We start from the raw sequence: 17,534 nt of genomic DNA, 5'->3' as shown, positions 1-17,534 counted from the left end.
AGACCGCCGCCTACGGCCACTTCGGCCGCGAGCTGCCGGACTTCACCTGGGAGCGCACCGACCGCGTCGACGCCCTGCGCGCCGCCGCCGGCCTGTAGGCAGCACGGCACACAGCACGTCGCACACAGCACGTCGCACACCGACGGCCCGGACCGAGCACGGTCCGGGCCGCCGGTGCATCCGGGACCCGGCGCGGTCCCTCCGGCGCGCTCCGGCCCCCGGCAGGGTCCGGCACCCCGGTGAGGTCCGGCACCCCGCCGCGTTGTCGGTGCCCTTTGCGAGAATGCAGCTGTGAGCAGCGACAACGAATCCGAGGCGGCGGGCGGACCGCCGGAGCAGCTCGCGCTCATCCGCGAGGTGGTCGCCGAGGCCAAGGCGCGGAACGCGGCCGAGGAGAAGGCCAAACCGCGCACCTGGCGCGGCGCCCCGCTGGCCGAACACCTGCCCGTCGCCCGGATCGTGGTCAACAAGGGCGTCCTCCACCTGGACCGGCTCTTCGAGTACGCCGTCCCCGCCCACCTCTCCGACCAGGCCCGGCCCGGGGTCCGGGTACGGGTCCGGTTCGGCGCGGGCAAGGGGCGGGTCCGCGACGGCCGTCGCGAGGGCGGCGGCCTGGTCGACGGCTACCTCGTCGACCGGGTGGCCCGCGCCGAGTACCAGGGACCGCTGGCCGCACTCGCCCAGGTCGTCTCGCCCGAGCCGGTGCTGGGCCCCCGCATGCTCGACCTCACCCGGGCCGTCGCGGACCGCTACGCCGGCAGCCTGGCCGACGTACTGCAGCTGGCCATCCCGCCCCGGCACGCCAAGGCCGAGGACCGCCCGTCACCGGCCCCCCTGCCCCGCCCCGCCGCGCCCGAGCCCGGCGGCTGGACGCGCTACCAGGCCGGACCGGCCTTCCTGCGGGAGCTGGCGAGCGGTGCCGGTCCGCGGGCCGTGTGGACCGCCCTCCCGGGGCCGGGCTGGCCCGACGAACTCGCCCGTGCCATGGCCTCCACCCTCGCCTCCGGGCGCGGTGCACTCGCCGTGCTCCCCGACGGGCGGGCCGCGGACCGCGTCGACCGCGCCCTCACCGCACTCCTCGGCGAGGGACGGCACGTCCTGCTCACCGCCGAATCCGGCCCCCAGAAGCGCTACGCCCAGTGGCTCGCGGTCCACCGCGGCTCGGTGCGCGCGGTGATCGGCACCCGCGCCGCGATGTTCGCGCCCGTACGCGACCTGGGGCTCGTCGCCCTCTGGGACGACGGGGACTCCAGCCACAGCGACGACCGCGCGCCCTTCCCGCACGTCCGGGAGGTGCTGGAGCTGCGCTCGGTGACCGAGGGCTGCGGGTTCCTGCTGGGTGGCACCGGCTGCACCGTGGAAGCCGCCCAGCTGGTCGAGACGGGCTGGGCGAGGCCGCTGATCGCCGACCGGGCGACCGTGCGGTCGGCCGCCCCCCGGATCCGGACCGTCGGCGACGAACTGCTGGCCCGCGACGAGGCGGCCCGTGCGGCCCGGCTGCCCAGCCTGGCCTGGGAGACCGTACGGGAAGGATTGAAGACCGGGCCGGTCCTCGTCCAGGTGCCCCGCCGCGGCTACGTGCCCCGGCTGGCCTGCGAACGCTGCCGGACCCCCGCCCGCTGCCGCCACTGCTCCGGTCCGCTGCAGGCGCCCGACGAGCGGGACCTGGCCTGCGGCTGGTGCGGTCGGCCCGAGCCGTCCTGGCACTGCGAGGAGTGCGGGGCTTTCCGGCTCCGCGCCAGCGTGGTCGGCGCCCGCCGGACCGCAGAGGAGCTGGGGCGGGCCTTTCCGGCCGTGCCCGTACGCACCTCGGGGCGGGACCACGTACTGGAAGGCGTGCCCGAGCAGCCCGCCCTGGTCGTGTCCACGCCCGGAGCCGAACCGGTGGCCGAGGGCGCCGGTTACGCGGCCGCCCTGCTCCTGGACGGCTGGGCGATGCTCGGCTTCCCCGACCTGCGGGCCGGCGAGGAGGCGCTGCGCCGCTGGATCGGCGCCGCCTCGCTGGTGCGCGGCGACGGGCAGGTGGTGATCGTCGCCGAACCGACCCTGCGGCCGGTGCAGGCGCTGGTCCGCTGGGACCCCGTGGGTCACGCCCTCCGGGAGCTCGCGGAGCGGGCCGAGCTGAGATTCCCGCCGGTGTCCCGGATGGCCTCGGTGGTCGGCCGGGAGGAGGCCGTGGCCGCCTTCCTGGCCGATGTGGCCGGGGACCTGCCCGCGGACGCGGAGGTCCTCGGCCCGGTCCCCGTCCCGGGACGCCGCGGCGAGCCGTCCCCGGGCGTACGCGCCCTGGTACGGGTCCGCCCGGGCAGCGGTGCCGCCCTGGCCCGCGCCCTCAAGGAGGCCCAGGCGGGCCGGCTGGCCCGGGGGGTGTCCGCGGCCGACGCCGTGCGGGTGCGGATCGATCCGCCGGACATCGGGTGACCGGGGGGTGGGGCGGCGCGGGGGCCTGACCCGGGGGCCTGTGTGGCGTGCGGGGCGCGGAAGCCCTGTGGGACCTGTCCAGCCCGTGGAGCCCGTGGAGCACGTGGAGCCCGCCGGGCGCGGCGGGTGCCCGACATGACGGCCGCCCGGCACCCAGGGGTTTCCGGGTGCCGGGCGGCCTGTGGGTCGCGGTGCCGGGCCCTCGTGGGACCCGGCCGTCGTGGAGTCGTGGAGCGGGACGTGGTGGAGCGGGATGCGGTGGGCGGCCGGTCAGCCGTTGCGGGGGCCCGGGAACGCCCCCTGGCGGGGGCCGGCCGCCGCGGACTCCTCGCGCAGCGGCTGCGGCGGTACGGAGCGGGCCGCCGGCACCGTGGGCATGCCGAGCGTCCGCGTGGTCGTACCCTCGGCCACCGGCTCTGCCGCCTCCGCGGCCTGCGCGCGGCGCGCCCCGTAGCGCCGGTGCACCGCCTGCTTGGTCACCCCGAGCGCGGAACCCACCGCGTCCCACGAGAAGCCGAGCGAGCGGTCGAAGTCGACGGCGGCGGTGACCAGCGTCTCGACGCTGTCCCGCAGTTCCTGCGCGAGTCGGACGGTGGGCGCGGGCGCCCGCCCGTAGACGACGAAGCCCGTGGAGGGACCGGAGCGGCGCGGGCGGTAGACGTTGCCGAGCTGCGCGGTGAGGGTACGCAGAGCATCCACCTGCCGGCGGACCCGCTCGATGTCCCGCACGAGGAGGTGCAGACTGGCCCGCGCTTGGGCGTCGTGGGTGGCGTGGTCGGCCATGAACAAGCCTCTCGAACCGGTGCTGAGGAGCGGATCGGGCCGCACATGCCGTTGCCGGACGCGGCCCGTACTGGTCAATCTCTCTTGACCAACGCGCCATGCGGTGAGGAAGTCACGCACCAGGGGCGTGTCGGCATATGCGAGAGGCGCGCGTATGTGCGTACGCCCCCTGTCCGGCGGCCCCATAGGATGGTGCGCTGCTGATCACACAGCCGGGCCGGGCCGGCCCGGGACCGATCCGGCCGCGCCGTCGGCCGAGCCGCCACCGGGCCGCCGCCGCGCTGCCGCCCGGTCGCCGCCGAGAAACGAGGTAGGACCCCAGTGAAGCTCGTCTTCGCAGGCACCCCCGAGGTCGCCGTGCCCGCCCTGGACGCCCTGATCGCCTCCGGGCGGCACGAGGTCGCCGCCGTCGTCACCCGCCCCGACGCGCCCGCCGGCCGCGGCCGGCGACTGGTCGCCAGCCCCGTCGCCGAGCGGGCGGAGGAAGCGGGCATCGAGGTGCTCAAGCCGGTCAAGCCCCGCGACCCCGAGTTCCAGCAGCGGCTGCGCGAGATCGCGCCCGACTGCTGCCCGGTCGTCGCCTACGGCGCGATCCTCCCGCAGAGTGCCCTGGACATCCCCCTGCACGGCTGGGTCAACCTGCACTTCTCGCTGCTGCCCGCCTGGCGCGGCGCCGCCCCCGTACAGCACTCGATCATGGCCGGGGACGAGGTCACCGGCGCGTCCACCTTCCGGATCGTGGAGGGCCTGGACGCCGGACCGGTCTTCGGAGTGCTGACCGAGGACGTCCGCCCCACCGACACCAGCGGCGACCTGCTCACCCGCCTGGCCTTCGCCGGTGCCGGGCTGCTCGCGGCCACCATGGACGGCATCGAGGACGGCACCCTGCGCGCGGTCCCGCAGCCCGGCGACGGCATCTCCCTCGCCCCGAAGATCACCGTCGAGGACGCCCGCGTGGACTGGAAGGCGCCGGCGCTGCGCGTCGACCGCGTGGTGCGGGGCTGCACGCCCGCCCCCGGCGCCTGGACGGTCTTCCGCGGGGAACGCCTGAAGCTGGTCTCGGTGGGCCTGGTCACCGACCGGACCGACCTCGCCCCCGGCGAGATCGCCGTCGCCAAGAACAACGTGTGGGTCGGGACCGGCTCGCACGCCGTGGAGCTGCTGTGGGTCCAGCCGCAGGGAAAGAAGCCGATGAAGGGCGCCGACTGGGCCCGAGGGGTGCGCATCGCGGCGGGCGAGCGGGTGGGCTGAAGGGACACGGCCCGGGGGACCGGGCCCGAAGGGACGTAGGCTGAGGGGGTCAGTGGTTTTTTCTTGATCCCGGAGCACCTTTCCCTTGACTGAGCAGCCTCGCCGCAGCGGCCAGAAGCAGGCCAAGCCGTACCGCCGTCCCAAGAAGGACCCCGTCCGCATCCTCGCCTTCGAGGCGCTGCGCGCGGTCGACGAACGGGACGCCTACGCGAACCTGGTGCTGCCGCCGCTGCTGCGCAAGGCCCGGCAGAACGAGGACTTCCAGGCCCGCGACGCGGCGCTGGCGACGGAGCTGGTCTACGGGACCCTGCGACGCCAGGGCACGTACGACGCGATCATCTCCGCCTGCATCGACCGGCCGCTGCGCGAGGTGGACCCGCCGGTCCTCGACGTGCTCTCGCTCGGCGCGCACCAGCTGCTCGGCACCCGGATCCCGACCCACGCGGCGGTGTCGGCGAGCGTCGAGCTGGCGCGGGTGGTCCTGGGCGACGGGCGCGCGAAGTTCGTGAACGCGGTGCTGCGCAAGATCGCCGCCCGTGACCTCGACGCCTGGGTGGAGCAGGTGGCCCCGCCGTACGAGGTGGACGCCGAGGACCACCTCGCGGTCGTCCACTCGCACCCGCGCTGGGTCGTCTCCGCACTGTGGGACTCCCTGGGCGGCGGCCGGGCCGGCATCGAGGACCTGCTGGAAGCGGACAACGAACGGCCGGAGGTCACCCTCGTGGCCCGCCCCGGCCGCGCCACGACCGCGGAACTCTTCGACGCCGTCGGCGAGGAGTCCGCACTGCCGGGCCGCTGGTCCCCCTACGCCGTCCGGCTGGCGGAGGGCGGCGAGCCGGGCGCGCTGGAGGCCGTGCGGGAGAGCCGGGCGGGCGTCCAGGACGAGGGCAGCCAGCTGGTCGCCATCGCGCTGGCGAACGCGCCGCTGGAAGGCCGCGACGAGCGCTGGATGGACGGCTGCGCCGGTCCCGGCGGCAAGGCGGCGCTGCTCGCCGCACTGGCGGCCGAACGCGGCGCGTTCCTGCTGGCCTCGGAGAAGCAGCCGCACCGTGCGCGGCTGGTGGAGCGGGCACTGGCCGGCAACCCCGGCCCGTACCAGGTCATCACCGCCGACGGCACCCGCCCGGCCTGGCGGCAGGGCTCCTTCGACCGGATCCTGATGGACGTCCCGTGCTCGGGGCTGGGCGCCCTGCGCCGCCGCCCGGAGGCGCGCTGGCGCCGCCGCCCGGAGGACCTGGACGGCTTCGCACCGCTGCAGCGGTCGCTGCTGCGGGAAGCCCTGGCCGCGGTCCGGGTGGGCGGCGTGGTCGGGTACGCGACCTGCTCCCCGCACCTGGCGGAGACCCGCGTCGTCGTGGACGACGTCCTCAAGGGCCGGGGCGGCGCGGAACCGGTGGAGGCGGAACTCATCGACGCCCGCCCCCTGATGCCGGGCGTCCCGGCCCTGGGCGACGGCCCGGACGTCCAGCTGTGGCCGCACCTGCACGGCACGGACGCGATGTACCTGGCACTGCTGAGGCGGGTGGGCTAGGAGGGGGCCGCACCTGGGAGCGGCAGCTGCTCAGCGCCTGGTCTCGTACCTGGTCAGGACCACGCCGCCGGGAAACGTCCGCGTCTCCACCAGGTTCAGGTTCACCCAGCCGTCCAGCGCGGTGAAGAACGGCGTGCCGCCGCCCACCAGGACCGGGTGGGTGGCGATCACGTACTCGTCGATCAGCCCGGCGCGCATGGCGGCTCCGGCAAGCGTCGCTCCGCCGATGTTCATCGGCCCGCCGTCCCCGGCCTTGAGCCGAGTGATCTCGGCGATCGCGTCGCCGGTGACCAGGCGGGTGTTCCAGTCGACCTTGTCGATCGTCGAGGAGAACACCACCTTCGGCGTGTCCCGCCAGTTCCGCGCGAACTCGATCTCCGCCGGGGTGGCGTCGGGCTGCCGGTCGCCCGTCGGCCAGTAGGAGCTCATCGCCTCCCACAGCTTGCGCCCGTAGAGCGACAGGGCACTCGCCCGCTCGTGGTCGAGCCACCACTGGAACAGCTCCCGGCTCGGGGATCCGCTCCAGCCGATGTCGTCGCCGACCGCGGCGATGTAGCCGTCCAGGGTCAGGTTCATGCCGTAGATCAGTTTCCGCATGGCCCAGCCTTCCGTCCGTGGGTGCCCGGCGTACGGACCGCGCGGCGCGGGACACTCACCGGTAGGCGATCCGGGCTCGCCGGTACTCCTCGTGCTCGGGGCTCAGCGTGGTGCAGTCGGAGGCCGCGGGCAAGCGAGCGCTGCCGTTGCGGCCCGCTACAGCAACCGGACTCCTGCCGGGCGGGACCGGCCGGCAGGTGGGGTCGGCCAGCGGGTGGGTCGGGTGTGTGCCGGGGCTTCGCCTGGGCGGAATCGCAGGGGTGCCCGGGGGGCTCGGCGGTGGAGCGGGCCACAACGGCAGCACCGTAGCCCCCGCCCCGCCGGTTCCGAGATCGGTTAGGGGGAGTTATGTGTTCTTCGGGTTGGGTTAAGGGATGATTTGGTGTTGGGGTCGTGGCCGAGAGTCGCCCCCGGCATGGCACGCTTTACGCATGGCCGTTCAGATCAATCCCAGCATCCTGTCCGCGGACTTCTCCCGACTCGCCGATGAGGCGAAGGCGGTGGAGGGGGCCGACTGGCTGCACGTCGACGTCATGGACAACCACTTCGTCCCGAACCTCACGCTCGGCATGCCCATCGTGGAGTCGCTCAGCCGTGCCACGGACACCCCGCTGGACCTGCATCTGATGATCGAGGACCCGGACCGCTGGGCCCCGCAGTACGTGGAGGCCGGTGCCGGGTCGATCACCTTCCACGCCGAGGCGGCCGGTGCGCCCGTGCGGCTGGCGCGGGAGATCCGGGCCAAGGGTGCGCGGGCGGCGATGGCGCTGAAGCCCGCCACGCCCATCGAGCAGTACGAGGACATCCTTCCCGAGCTCGACATGGTGCTCATCATGACCGTCGAGCCCGGCTTCGGGGGCCAGCCCTTTCTCGACGTGATGCTTCCGAAGATCCGCCGGACCCGGGAGCTCATCGCCAAGCACGGGCTGGACCTCTGGCTCCAGGTGGACGGCGGGGTCTCGGCGTCCACCATCGAACGTTGCGCCGAGGCCGGCGCGGACGTTTTCGTGGCCGGCAGCGCGGTCTACGGGGCGGTGGACCCGGCCGCGGCGGTGCGCACCCTGCGCGACCAGGCGGGTGTCGCGATCGCCGCCGCTCCCTGGGCTTGCGACCACTGAGACAACGGAGGCGATCGTTGGTGAACAGCTCGGTGAACGCCTGCTGTCCGGGCTGATCAACCGTCGCCGGATCTGACAGGATGAACGGCGAGTCGAGAGTGTGAACAGCAGGGAGGAGAACGCGGTGTCTGCAATGTCGGCGGGACGGTCAGCCCTGCGGATGGGACCCGCGGAGCTGGTGCAGGCGGCGGCCATGGCCCGCCGCTTCTACCTGGAGGGCAAGTCGAAGATCCAGATCGCCGAGGAGTTCGGCGTGAGCCGCTTCAAGGTGGCCCGGGTCCTCGAAACCGCCCTTGAGCGGGATCTCGTACGGATCGAGATCCGGGTGCCGGCCGAGCTGGACGCGGAGCGCTCGGACGCGCTGCGCGCCCGGTACGGGCTGCGGCACGCGGTGGTCGTCGAGTCGCCCGCCGAGGTGACCGAGGACGCGCCCGACCCGGAGAACCTGGGTGCGGTCGCCGCGGACCTGCTCGGTGAGCTGGTCAACGAGGGCGACGTGCTGGGCCTGGCCTGGGGGCGGTCGACCATCCACATGGCCGCTGCCCTGCACCGGCTGCCCCAGTGCACCGTCGTGCAGCTGACCGGTGTCTACGACGCCGGCACGGCGGAGCGCGGGTCGGTGGAGGCGGTGCGCAGGGCCGCCCAGGTGTCCGGCGGGGACGCGCACCCCATCTACGCGCCGATGCTGCTGCCCGACCCGGCGACGGCGGCCGCGCTGCGCAGCCAGACCGGTATCGCGCGGGCGTTCGAGTACTTCGACAAGGTGACCGTGGCCGCGGTGTCCATCGGGTCCTGGGAGCCGGGCATCTCCACCGTGCACGACATGCTGTCCGACGAGGAGCGCGCGCACTACGCCTCGCTGGGCGTGGCCGCCGAGATGTCGGCGCACCTGTTCGACTCGCAGGGGCGGCGCGTGGGCCGGGACCTCGGTGAGCGGTGCATCACCGTCGAGGCGGACCGGCTGCGGCGGATCCCGGAGGTCGTGGCGATCGCGGGCGGGGTGCGGAAGGCGTCGGCGATCGGGGCGGTGCTGCGGTCGGGGCTGGTGACCAGTCTGGTGACGGACACCGCTGCCGCCGATTACCTGCTGACGGAGTCGGAGCCGGGGCTCCGCCCGGCGCTGGAGCGGGCCGACCCCGATCAGTAGCTCCCGTGTCCGGCCCTGCCGTGTCCGGCCCGCTCGCGGCCGGGTCCGGATGGCAGGATCGGGCGCATGGTCTTCCGGAAGCCGTCGCGGGCGGTGGCGGCCCTGTTCCTGTGCCTGGCCGTGTGGGCCGGGGGCGCGGGGTGCGGGAGTGACGTTCCCGCCCCGGGTGGCGTTTCCGCGCCGAGTGCCGTCGCCACCCCCGGGTGGGCGCAGGGCATGGCGGTCGTCCGGGTGGACCGGCTGCCGCGGCAGGCAAGGGACACCCTGGCGCTGATCGACCAGGGCGGGCCGTACCCGTACCGGCAGGACGGGACCGTCTTCGGGAACTTCGAGAAGGCGCTGCCCCGGCAGAAGCGGGGCTACTACCACGAGTTCACGGTGCGGACCCCGGGGGAGCGGGACCGGGGCGCGCGGCGCCTGGTGACCGGCGGGGGCGGGGAGCTCTACTACACGGACGACCACTACGACACCTTCAGGGCGGTTCTCCGATGACCGAGGATGCGCATCCGCTGGCTCCCGCACTGGCGGCCGCCGAGCAGGCGGGCTGGGCGGTCGTACGGCTGGACCTGGACGGCGTACGGACGAAGGCGCGGCTGATGGACGCGTGCGCGGCGGCCTTCGCGCTGCCGGAGTGGTTCGGGCGGAACTGGGACGCGCTGGCGGACTGCCTGACGGACCTGTCGTGGCTGCCGGGGGCCGGGGGCCGGCTGGTGGCGGTGACCGGGTGGGACGGGCTGGCCCTGGCGCGGCCGGGGGACTGGGAGGTCCTGCAGGAGGTGCTGGAGGAGGCCGCCGCGTACTGGCGGGAGACGGAGGAAGGGCCCGCGCTGGAGGTCGTGGTGGCCGCCGCGCGGGCCTAGCCCGGGTCGGGTCCGGCCCCTGTGCGGGGCCGGGTGGGCCGGCCCCGCCGGTGGGCTCGGGAGTGCCGGCTCAGGACTGGCGGTTCAGGCCGGCCGGCTCAGGACTTCGGGATCCAGGGCGGGGTCTGGCCCCAGCCCCAGACGGGGATCTTGGCCGCGTCCACCGGGGGCGGGTTGTCGCCCGAGTAGATCAGGGCCATGCGGGTGCCCCACTCGATGTAGTAGACGAACACCGCGCGGAACTCCGGGTCCGTCGGGAGGCCCACCTCGTCGGCGGTGTCGAGGAGGAGGTCGACCCAGCGGCGGCGCTGCTTCTCGGTGATGCCGCGGCCCAGGTGCTTGGTGGCCATGTGCTGGTGGCCGCCGTGGTGCGCGGTGTAGTCGGCGGGGCCGCCGAACACCTCGGACAGCCAGACGGCCACGTGCTGCGGGTGTTCCGCGTCCATGCCCGCGAACACCGGGGCCAGGATCTCGTCCCGGAGGGCGTGGCCGTAGAAGGCCTCGGTGAGGCGGGTCATCGCCTCGGCCCCGCCCATCCATTCGTAGATCGTGGGCGTGCTGCTGCTCATGACTGTTCAGGAGCCTTTCCGGTGCCGATGACATCGGTGGGGAGGTAGTGCTGCATTTCCTCGATGGCCGTGACGTACGGGCGGATCGCGGTGAAGAAGGCCGGGAAGTGCTCCCCCTTGCGGAAGCCCTGCAGGTGGTCCTCCACGGAGGTCCAGCGGATCCGCAGGATGTACCGCTCGCGCTCCTCCTGGCAGCGCGTCAGCTCGTAGTCGATGCACTCCGGCGCGGCTGCCAGGGATTCGGCGGCCCGCCGGTAGGCGTCCTCGAACGCCGGCTGGTCGTCTAAGGCGATCCGGTAGCGGATGTACTCGACGGTCGTGGTCATGGTGTGTCTCCCTGTGTTCGGCCGGCGGTGTGTACGCCGACCTGCCCAACCCTTCCCGATCAACGCTTCCCGGGACAGTGATCCCTCATTCGGGTGCGGACTTCTGGGAGTCCGGGTCCGTTACGTCCTGGTTCGGCTCCGCCTCCGGCGTCACGTCGGGGCCCTGGGCCCGGACGCGCTGGACCTGGTCGAGGGAGTCGCGGAGGTCGGCGAGCCAGGAGCCGGTGTTGCGGCCGACCAGGCGGACGCACCAGGCCAGGGCGTCGGCACGGCTGCGCGCCACGCCGCCGGCGACCAGGAGGTCCAGCACCTGGCGTTCGGACTGCCGCAGCCGGGTCATGACGGGGACGGCCAGGTGGGTGAACAGGACGCGCTCGTCACCCGCCTGGACGCCCCAGGCGACCTTGCGGCGGTAGAGCTGTTCGGCCTCGCGGGCCACTTCGATGCGCTGTTCGCGGGTGCGTTCGCGGAACGCCTTCACCGTCTCCTGCGCCGGGATGCGGCCGACGACGGTGATCTCCTCGCGGTCGACCACGACCTCCAGGAGCTCCTCGTAGACGTCCACCGGAAGGCGGTCGGCGAACCAGCCGCGGAGTTCTTCTCGCTGCTCGGCTGTAATCATGTAATCAACGTTGCATCCGTTCTGCCCTTGATCACAACCCTCCGCGGCGGCCGCCGGCCCGTGTTCGCTCTCAGCCCATCGAGCGGTACCGGTGGATCAGGGAGACCGCCATCGCCCCCTCCCCGACGCCCGAGGCGACCCGCTTGACCGAGTGGGCGCGCACGTCACCGGCCGCGAAGACCCCGGGGACGCTGGTCTCCAGCGGGTACGGGGCCCGCTCCAGGCTCCACTCGGCGGGCAGCTCGCCACCGTTGGAGATCAGGTCCGAGCCGGTGAGCACGAACCCGTGGTCATCGCGTTCCACCACGCCGGCCAGCCAGTCCGTGTGCGGGCGGGCACCGATGAAGGTGAACATGAAGCGGCAGGTGACGGTCTTGTCCGTGCCGGCCGCCGCGTCGTGCAGGGTGATGCGTTCCAGGTGGTCGTCGCCGTGCAGCCCGGTCACCGTGGTGCGGACCCTGACCTCGATGTTGGGGGTGCGCTCGATCTCGTCGATCAGGTAGCGGGACATGCTGGCGTCCAGGGAGTCCGCCCGTACGAGGATCGTCACCCGGGCCGCGTACTTGGCGAAGTGCACCGCGGCCTGGCCGGCCGAGTTCGCCCCGCCGACGATGAACACGTGCTGCGAGATGCAGGCCGAGCTCTCCGTGGTGGCCGCGCCGTAGTACAGCCCGGCGCCCTCGAACCGCTCCGCGCCCGCGGCCGGCAGCCGGTTGTACGCCACGCCCGTGGCCAGCAGCACGGTCTCGGCGGAGATCTCCGTGCCGTCGGCCAGGGTGAGGATCTTCGCCGGGTCGTCCCGGGTCAGCGACACCACCTCCACCGGGTGCAGGATCTCCGCGCCGAACCGGGACGCCTGGATGGTGGCCCGGCGGGTCAGGTCGCCGCCGGACAGCCCGGACGGGAAGCCCAGGTAGTTCTCGATCAGGCTGGAGGTGCCCGCCTGGCCGCCCGGGGCGCGGGAGTCCAGCATCAGCGTGGACAGCCCCTCGGACGCGGCGTACACCCCGGCCGCCAGGCCGGCCGGGCCCGCGCCGACGATCACGCATTCGTAGTGCGGGCGGGAGGCGGTGGTGGACAGGCCCAGCTGCCGGGCGAGTTCGGCGTCGGAGGGGGCCGACAGCACGGTGCCGTCGGGGAACCGGACCAGCGGGAGGGCGCCGTCCGGGCGGTCGGCGATCAGGGACAGGGCCTCCGGGTCGCGTTCCACGTTCAGGAAGCGGAACGGCTGCCCGTTGCGGGTGAAGAAGTCCCGTACGGCGTGCGTGCCGGGGGACACGAGGTGCCCGGCGACGATGATGCCGTCGTAGGCGGGGCGGTAGGTGGCGAGCCAGTCCGACAGCAGGTCGTCGAGGACGGGGAAGAGCCGCTCGTGCGGCGGGTCCCACGGCTTGAGCAGGTAGTAGTCCAGCCGCACCCGGTTGATCGCGGTGATCGCCGCGTCCGTCTCGGCGTACGCCGTCAGCAGCACGCGGCGGGCGTCGGGGAACCGGCTGACCGCCTCCAGCAGGAACTCCACGCCGGTCACGTCCGGCATCCGCTGGTCCACCAGGAACAGGGCCGGGTCGTGGCCGCGCTCGTCCAGGGAGTCCAGGATCTTCAGCGCGTCCGCGGCCGAGGAGGCGCCCAGCACCCGGTAGCGGTCGCCGTACGCGCTGCGCAGGTCGCGGCGGACGGCGCGGAGCACCTGGGGGTCGTCGTCCACGGCGAGGATGACCGGCTTGCGGTTCTCCACGGCGGACGCGGCCGGCGCCGCGGACGTGCCGGACGCCGCGGAGGCGGTGGAGGCCGCAGGCGTGGTGGAGGCCGCGGACGTGCCGGATGCCGCAGGGGCGCCGGCTGCCGCGGACGGTGCCCTTCCGCCCCGGGTCCCGGGGGCCGTGCTCACGCCGGCTCCAGCATGAGCTTGTCGGCGTAGCACCAGGCCCAGTCCTCGCCCGGCTCGTGGGACGCGGCGATGGGGTGGGCACTCGCCTCGTAGTGCCGGGTGGCGTGCCGGTTCTTCGACGAGTCGCAGCACCCCACGTGCCCGCAGCTCAGGCACATGCGCAGGTGCACCCAGCCGTCTCCGAGCGCCAGGCACTCCTCGCACCCCTCGGTGCCCGGCGCGACCGGACGTATGTCATCGATGTGCGTGCAGATGCTGTCCACAGGCCCCGTCCTTCCGTGGTCCATGATTCGTGGAGAAGGTAATCACCAGGCACGCGCGACGGTTCAGTGATTCGGCCGATGTCATGAAGTCCGGAGCCGACTTCATGACGTCGCCGGAGACTTCCTGAGGTGCCGCCGCCACCTCGCTTTCTACCTCACGAAGTCGCACACGGGCGCTTTGACGGAGGCCCTCCGCACGACCAGTGTGGACGACGCCAACGACAACAGGCGGCGCCTGGAGGAATCCGTGAGCAGAAAGATTCTGGTCATTGTCTCCGAACACGGTTACTGGGCCGAGGAGCTGATAGGCCCGGTGTCGAAGTTCGATGAGCGGGGCTACGAAGTCGTATTCGCAACCCCGACCGGAAAGCGCGCGCACGCACTTCCGCCGAGCCTCGACGCGAAGTACGTCGACCCCCCGCTGGGCCGCTCGGTGACCACCGAGGAGAACGCCCGGCTGGGCCGGGAGTTCGAGCAGTCGAGCCGGCTGGACTCGCCGCTCGACATCGAGGCATGGGTGCCCGAGCGCCCGTACACGAGCGACGAGGGCTATCTGCGCAAGCTGGAGCAGTACCACCGCGATCTCGACAAACTCGACGCCGACATCGCCGCGTACGACGCGATCCTCATCGTGGGCGGCAGCGGCCCCATCGCCGACCTCGCCAACAACGAGCGCGTGCACGCCCTGATCCTGGCCTTCAGGAAGGCCGGCAAGGTGGTCGCCGCCGAGTGCTACGGCGTGGCCTGCCTGGCCTTCGCCCGCGACTGGGACGACCGCAAGAGCATCATCTGGGGCAAGCACGTCACCGGCCACTGCAAGGAGTACGACTACAAGGACGGCACCGGATTCCTCGGTACCGATTTCAACATGGGCCCGCCGCCGTACCCGCTGGAGTACATACTGCGCGATGCCACCGGCCCGCGCGGGGCGTACCACGGCAATTTCGGAAAGCCCGTATCGGTGATCGTGGACTTCCCGTTCGTCACCGGGCGTTCGACCCCCGACTCCTATCTCACGGGGCAGAAGATCGTGGAAGTCCTGGAGAACGGTCTCACTCGGTACGGGTGGTAGCGGAGGGGAAAGGGAAGTCATGGGAGTCACGCCGAATACGCCGCCCAGTCCCGGACGGGAAAGGCTGATCGAGCAGTTCAAGGCCGACGGCCTGAACGTGATGTTCGGAAATCCCGGCACGGTGGAACAGGGATTCCTCGACGCGGTCGACGCGGCGGAGGACTTCCGGTACGTCCTCGCTCTCCAGGAAACCGTCGCCGCCGGCATCGCCGACGGCTACGCCCGGGCCACCGGCGGTGCCGCCCTGCTCCAGCTGCACTCCGGTGTGGGCCTGGGCAACGGCATCGGCATGCTCTACCAGTCGCTCCGCGGCCACACCCCGCTGGTGGTGGTCGCGGGCGACGCCGGGGTCCGCTACGACGCCATGGACGCCCAGATGGCCGCCGACCTGGTGGCCATGGCCCGCCCGGTCACCAAGTACGCCACCCGGGTCACCGACCCGAACTCGGTGCTCCGCACCGTCCGGCGGGCCGTGAAGATCGCCCTGACCCCGCCCCGCGGCCCGGTGTTCGTGGCCCTGCCCATGGACGTCCTGGACGAGCTCAACTCCGAGCCGGTGCTGCCCGCCACCGTGCCCCTCACCGACGTCGCGCCCTCGCCGGCCTCGGTGGGGCGCGCCGCGGAACTGCTGGGCTCCGCCCGGCGGCCCGTGGTCCTCGTCGGCGACGGGGTCTCCCTCTCCGGTGCCCAGAACGAACTCGTGGCCGTCGCCGAGCTGCTGGGCGCCGACGTGTACGAGGTCGACTCCTCCGAGGTCAACATCCCGGCCTCGCACCCGCTGCGGCGCGGCCAGACGGGCCACATGTTCGGCCCGCACAGCAAGGAGCTCGTCGGGGACGCGGACGCGGTGCTGATCGTCGGCACCTATGTCTTCCCCGAGGTGTTCCCCGAGCTGGTGAGCCCGTTCCGGGAGGACGCCCGGATCGTCCACGTCGACCTGAACGCCTACGAGATCGCCAAGAACCACCCGGTCGACCTCGGCCTGGTCGCCGACCCCAGGTCCGCGCTGCGCGAACTGGCCGCCGTACTGGAGCGCAGGCTCACCCCGCAGGCCAGGGCCGCCGCGGCCGCCCGGCTGGACGTCCGTACCCGCGAGCGGGCGCGCGCCGCGCACACGGCGGTGGACGACGGCAGTCCGATGGCGGTGTTCCTGAAGACCCTTGCCGAGCGGACCGGCGGCGACCTGATCGTCTTCGACGAGGCGCTCACCACCTCGCCCCTGGTCACCGCCCACCTGCCGGCGGAGCGGCCCGGCGACTACCACCTCACCCGGGGCGGGTCGCTCGGCGTCGGCTTCCCCGGCGCGGTCGGGGCCAAACTGGCCCGTCCGGACCGGCTCGTCGTCGGGTTCTCCGGCGACGGCGGCTCGATGTACACCTACCAGGCGCTGTGGACCGCGGCCCGGCACGGCATCGACGCCAAGTTCGTGGTGTGCAACAACCGCAAGTACCGGCTGCTGGACGACAACATCGAGCAGTACTGGCGGGAGCGGGGCATCGCCGCGCACCCCTTCCCCGGGTCCTTCGACCTGTCCCGTCCGGAGATCGACTTCGCCGGCCTGGCCCGCGCCCTGGGGGCCGGCGGGATGCGGGTGGAGAAGCCGGACGAGGCGGCCGCCGCGGTGAGCCGGATGCTCGGCCACCCCGGGCCGTTCCTCGTCGACATCCAGATCTGACCCGGTGCACGACTGGCCCCCACGCATGCGCGACCTGACCCGGCGCGCGACCCGAACCCACGCGAAACGGAGGACCCATGCCCGCCGAGCGGTTGACCGAGGACGCGATCCGCAGCTTCGCCGAACAGTGGTACGTGGCCCTGGACCGGCACGTTCCCCCGGACCAGGTGCTGGCCCTCATCACCGAGGACCTGGAATTCGCGGTCCCCGAGGACACCTTCCTCGGACCCGAGGGCTTCGGACGCTGGTACGCGGCCGTCACCGCCCGGTTCTTCGACGAGGTGCACACCGTCACCAAGGTGGAACCCGTCATCGAGCCCGGCGGGGAACGCGCCACCGTCCGGGTGCTCGTCAACTGGCAGGCCAAGATCTGGGACCCGCCGGCCGCCCGCAGCGAGTGGCTCGGGTTCGACGCCGACCAGACCTGGACCGTGGTGGCCGGCCCGGCCGGCCCCCGGATCTCCGCGTACACGGTCAACGACCTGGCCCCGATGCCCGGTTCGGGCTCGCTCTGAGAGGGGTGCGGACCATGACACGGGTGACACCGCAGCGGGTGCAGGCCGCCTACGCGGCACTGGGATCCGGCGACCGGACCCGGATCCTGGAGTACTACTCGGAGGACCTGCGCTGGCTGGTCCCCGGCAACCACCCGCTGGCCGGCTGGTACGAGAGCCTGGACGCCTTCCTGGAGCTGATGGGGCAGACCCACAAGCTCACCGGCGGCACCTTCCGCATGGACATCGAGGCGGTGCTCGTCGGCGAGGACTGCTCCGCCGACGTCTGCCGCAACACCGGCCTGCGGGCCGGCGCGGCCGAGACGACCGGCTCCCCGTACGAGCGGATGGACTACCAGGTCTTCCACTTCATGCGCTGGCACGACGGGCGGATCGTCGAGGGCCGGGACGGCCTGTTCGGCGACACCGCCGCCGCGTTCAGCCAGTTCTGGGCGCCGTTCGCCCCGGACGGCATCCGCAGGGACCGATAGGGGGAGAGCGATGGACGCCCGACAGATCCTCACGAAGTACTACGAGTACGCCAACGCCGGCGACTGGGACCGCTGGTGCGACCTGTTCGCCGACGACCAGGTCATGGACGAGCAGCTGGCCGGACACATCGAGGGCCTGGACACCCTGCGCTCGATGATGAAGGGCATGGGGACCCTCTACCGGGTCTTCCAGAACACGCCCGTCCACTTCATCGTCGACCGGCCCGCCGCCGGAGCGGAGCAGCCCGGCAGCGTGCAGGCCGCGGCCGTCTCCCACCTGAGCGCGGTCAGCGCCTCCGGCGAGACCATCGAGGCCGAGGTCATGAACTACTTCCGGATCGTGGACGGAAAGATCGCCTACATGGCGAACCACCACGACACGGTCCCCTTCCAGGTCCTGAGCCGGGACTGAGGGGCGGTGATCCG

19 protein-coding genes are annotated in these 17,534 nt (G+C 73.0%); 12 read left to right on the top strand and 7 right to left on the bottom strand.

What is annotated here, in order from left to right:
- Positions 1 to 291 precede the first annotated feature (291 nt).
- The gene (locus AB0O36_RS23960; RefSeq protein WP_365113831.1) at positions 292 to 2,421 is read left to right on the top strand and encodes a primosomal protein N'; all 2,130 of its coding nucleotides are present in this window, start codon (positions 292 to 294) and stop codon (positions 2,419 to 2,421) included.
- 270 nt (positions 2,422 to 2,691) lie between these two features.
- On the opposite strand, the gene AB0O36_RS23955 is transcribed toward AB0O36_RS23960, so the two are convergent.
- Entirely contained in the window at positions 2,692 to 3,204 is a 513-nt protein-coding gene (locus AB0O36_RS23955; RefSeq protein ID WP_365113829.1) for a hypothetical protein, read from the bottom strand.
- 321 nt (positions 3,205 to 3,525) lie between these two features.
- Between AB0O36_RS23955 and fmt the strand changes: the two genes are divergently transcribed.
- Both fmt and AB0O36_RS23945 read left to right on the top strand, forming a co-directional pair.
- Positions 3,526 to 4,455, top strand: coding sequence for a methionyl-tRNA formyltransferase (gene fmt / locus AB0O36_RS23950; RefSeq protein ID WP_365113827.1), 930 nt, complete (start codon positions 3,526 to 3,528; stop codon positions 4,453 to 4,455).
- Between the two features lie 85 nt (positions 4,456 to 4,540).
- Positions 4,541 to 5,986, top strand: coding sequence for a transcription antitermination factor NusB (locus tag AB0O36_RS23945; protein ID WP_365113825.1), 1,446 nt, complete (start codon positions 4,541 to 4,543; stop codon positions 5,984 to 5,986).
- Positions 5,987 to 6,016: 30 nt separating this feature from the next.
- On the opposite strand, the gene AB0O36_RS23940 is transcribed toward AB0O36_RS23945, so the two are convergent.
- On the bottom strand, positions 6,017 to 6,583 hold the full coding sequence (locus AB0O36_RS23940) for a dihydrofolate reductase family protein (RefSeq protein ID WP_365113823.1): 567 nt from the start codon (positions 6,581 to 6,583) through the stop codon (positions 6,017 to 6,019).
- Positions 6,584 to 7,014: 431 nt separating this feature from the next.
- On the opposite strand from AB0O36_RS23940, the gene rpe reads away from it, so the two are divergent.
- The 4 genes from rpe (at position 7,015) to AB0O36_RS23920 (ending at position 9,708) form a co-directional block, all read left to right on the top strand.
- On the top strand, positions 7,015 to 7,701 hold the full coding sequence (gene rpe / locus AB0O36_RS23935) for a ribulose-phosphate 3-epimerase (protein ID WP_365113821.1): 687 nt from the start codon (positions 7,015 to 7,017) through the stop codon (positions 7,699 to 7,701).
- Positions 7,702 to 7,801: 100 nt separating this feature from the next.
- Positions 7,802 to 8,848 carry a sugar-binding domain-containing protein gene (locus AB0O36_RS23930; protein ID WP_365113819.1) on the top strand — a complete coding sequence of 349 codons (1,047 nt, stop codon included), beginning with the start codon at positions 7,802 to 7,804 and terminating at the stop codon, positions 8,846 to 8,848.
- Positions 8,849 to 8,914: 66 nt separating this feature from the next.
- Positions 8,915 to 9,340 (top strand): ribonuclease domain-containing protein, encoded by a 426-nt coding sequence (locus tag AB0O36_RS23925; protein ID WP_365113817.1) that lies wholly within the window; start codon positions 8,915 to 8,917, stop codon positions 9,338 to 9,340.
- Positions 9,337 to 9,708: a barstar family protein gene (locus AB0O36_RS23920; protein WP_365113815.1), complete on the top strand. Its 372-nt coding sequence runs from the start codon at positions 9,337 to 9,339 to the stop codon at positions 9,706 to 9,708. Before AB0O36_RS23925 ends, AB0O36_RS23920 begins: the two co-directional genes overlap by 4 nt.
- Before the next feature lie 98 nt (positions 9,709 to 9,806).
- Here the strand turns inward: AB0O36_RS23920 and AB0O36_RS23915 are convergent, their stop codons facing one another.
- The 5 genes from AB0O36_RS23915 to AB0O36_RS23895 all read right to left on the bottom strand — a co-directional run bounded on the left by AB0O36_RS23915 (position 9,807) and on the right by AB0O36_RS23895 (position 13,400).
- The gene (locus AB0O36_RS23915) at positions 9,807 to 10,277 is read right to left on the bottom strand and encodes a group II truncated hemoglobin (RefSeq protein WP_365113813.1); all 471 of its coding nucleotides are present in this window, start codon (positions 10,275 to 10,277) and stop codon (positions 9,807 to 9,809) included.
- Positions 10,274 to 10,603: an antibiotic biosynthesis monooxygenase family protein gene (locus tag AB0O36_RS23910; RefSeq protein ID WP_365113811.1), complete on the bottom strand. Its 330-nt coding sequence runs from the start codon at positions 10,601 to 10,603 to the stop codon at positions 10,274 to 10,276. The genes AB0O36_RS23915 and AB0O36_RS23910 overlap by 4 nt, the downstream gene beginning before the upstream one ends.
- An 85-nt stretch (positions 10,604 to 10,688) precedes the next feature.
- Entirely contained in the window at positions 10,689 to 11,225 is a 537-nt protein-coding gene (locus tag AB0O36_RS23905) for a hypothetical protein (RefSeq protein ID WP_365113809.1), read from the bottom strand.
- A 70-nt stretch (positions 11,226 to 11,295) separates the two neighbouring features.
- Positions 11,296 to 12,960 carry an FAD-dependent oxidoreductase gene (locus AB0O36_RS23900; protein WP_365113847.1) on the bottom strand — a complete coding sequence of 555 codons (1,665 nt, stop codon included), beginning with the start codon at positions 12,958 to 12,960 and terminating at the stop codon, positions 11,296 to 11,298.
- Between the two features lie 149 nt (positions 12,961 to 13,109).
- On the bottom strand, positions 13,110 to 13,400 hold the full coding sequence (locus tag AB0O36_RS23895) for a UBP-type zinc finger domain-containing protein (RefSeq protein WP_365113807.1): 291 nt from the start codon (positions 13,398 to 13,400) through the stop codon (positions 13,110 to 13,112).
- Between the two features lie 223 nt (positions 13,401 to 13,623).
- Here AB0O36_RS23895 and AB0O36_RS23890 point away from each other — a divergent pair, with 223 nt between their 5' ends.
- The 5 genes from AB0O36_RS23890 to AB0O36_RS23870 all read left to right on the top strand — a co-directional run bounded on the left by AB0O36_RS23890 (position 13,624) and on the right by AB0O36_RS23870 (position 17,520).
- Positions 13,624 to 14,448, top strand: a complete 825-nt coding sequence (locus AB0O36_RS23890) for a type 1 glutamine amidotransferase domain-containing protein (protein WP_365113805.1) — start codon at positions 13,624 to 13,626, stop codon at positions 14,446 to 14,448.
- A gap of 19 nt (positions 14,449 to 14,467) precedes the next feature.
- Entirely contained in the window at positions 14,468 to 16,123 is a 1,656-nt protein-coding gene (locus AB0O36_RS23885; protein ID WP_365113803.1) for a thiamine pyrophosphate-binding protein, read from the top strand.
- A 77-nt stretch (positions 16,124 to 16,200) separates the two neighbouring features.
- Positions 16,201 to 16,638, top strand: coding sequence for a nuclear transport factor 2 family protein (locus AB0O36_RS23880; protein ID WP_365113802.1), 438 nt, complete (start codon positions 16,201 to 16,203; stop codon positions 16,636 to 16,638).
- Between the two features lie 14 nt (positions 16,639 to 16,652).
- Positions 16,653 to 17,108, top strand: a complete 456-nt coding sequence (locus AB0O36_RS23875; protein ID WP_365113800.1) for a nuclear transport factor 2 family protein — start codon at positions 16,653 to 16,655, stop codon at positions 17,106 to 17,108.
- A 10-nt stretch (positions 17,109 to 17,118) separates the two neighbouring features.
- The gene (locus AB0O36_RS23870; RefSeq protein ID WP_365113798.1) at positions 17,119 to 17,520 is read left to right on the top strand and encodes a nuclear transport factor 2 family protein; all 402 of its coding nucleotides are present in this window, start codon (positions 17,119 to 17,121) and stop codon (positions 17,518 to 17,520) included.
- The last annotated feature ends 14 nt before the right edge of the window (positions 17,521 to 17,534 follow it).

The organism is Streptomyces sp. NPDC089799 (genome assembly GCF_040684755.1).
Lineage (GTDB): Bacteria > Actinomycetota > Actinomycetes > Streptomycetales > Streptomycetaceae > Streptomyces.
Note: the sequence above shows the minus strand (reverse complement) of the source record. Positions and strands in the feature narration are given on the sequence as shown.

Excerpts from the sequence above, each read along its gene's own strand:
- AB0O36_RS23955 (WP_365113829.1), bottom strand. The coding sequence starts at position 3,204 with ATGGCCGACCACGCCACCCACGACGCCCAAGCGCGGGCCAGTCTGCAC.
- AB0O36_RS23885 (WP_365113803.1), top strand. The coding sequence starts at position 14,468 with ATGGGAGTCACGCCGAATACGCCGCCCAGTCCCGGACGGGAAAGGCTG.
- AB0O36_RS23880 (WP_365113802.1), top strand. The coding sequence starts at position 16,201 with ATGCCCGCCGAGCGGTTGACCGAGGACGCGATCCGCAGCTTCGCCGAA.
- AB0O36_RS23905 (WP_365113809.1), bottom strand. The coding sequence starts at position 11,225 with ATGATTACAGCCGAGCAGCGAGAAGAACTCCGCGGCTGGTTCGCCGAC.
- AB0O36_RS23910 (WP_365113811.1), bottom strand. The coding sequence starts at position 10,603 with ATGACCACGACCGTCGAGTACATCCGCTACCGGATCGCCTTAGACGAC.
- AB0O36_RS23925 (WP_365113817.1), top strand. The coding sequence starts at position 8,915 with ATGGTCTTCCGGAAGCCGTCGCGGGCGGTGGCGGCCCTGTTCCTGTGC.
- AB0O36_RS23895 (WP_365113807.1), bottom strand. The coding sequence starts at position 13,400 with ATGGACCACGGAAGGACGGGGCCTGTGGACAGCATCTGCACGCACATC.
- AB0O36_RS23920 (WP_365113815.1), top strand. The coding sequence starts at position 9,337 with ATGACCGAGGATGCGCATCCGCTGGCTCCCGCACTGGCGGCCGCCGAG.
- rpe (WP_365113821.1), top strand. The coding sequence starts at position 7,015 with ATGGCCGTTCAGATCAATCCCAGCATCCTGTCCGCGGACTTCTCCCGA.
- AB0O36_RS23915 (WP_365113813.1), bottom strand. The coding sequence starts at position 10,277 with ATGAGCAGCAGCACGCCCACGATCTACGAATGGATGGGCGGGGCCGAG.
- AB0O36_RS23940 (WP_365113823.1), bottom strand. The coding sequence starts at position 6,583 with ATGCGGAAACTGATCTACGGCATGAACCTGACCCTGGACGGCTACATC.
- AB0O36_RS23875 (WP_365113800.1), top strand. The coding sequence starts at position 16,653 with ATGACACGGGTGACACCGCAGCGGGTGCAGGCCGCCTACGCGGCACTG.
- AB0O36_RS23870 (WP_365113798.1), top strand. The coding sequence starts at position 17,119 with ATGGACGCCCGACAGATCCTCACGAAGTACTACGAGTACGCCAACGCC.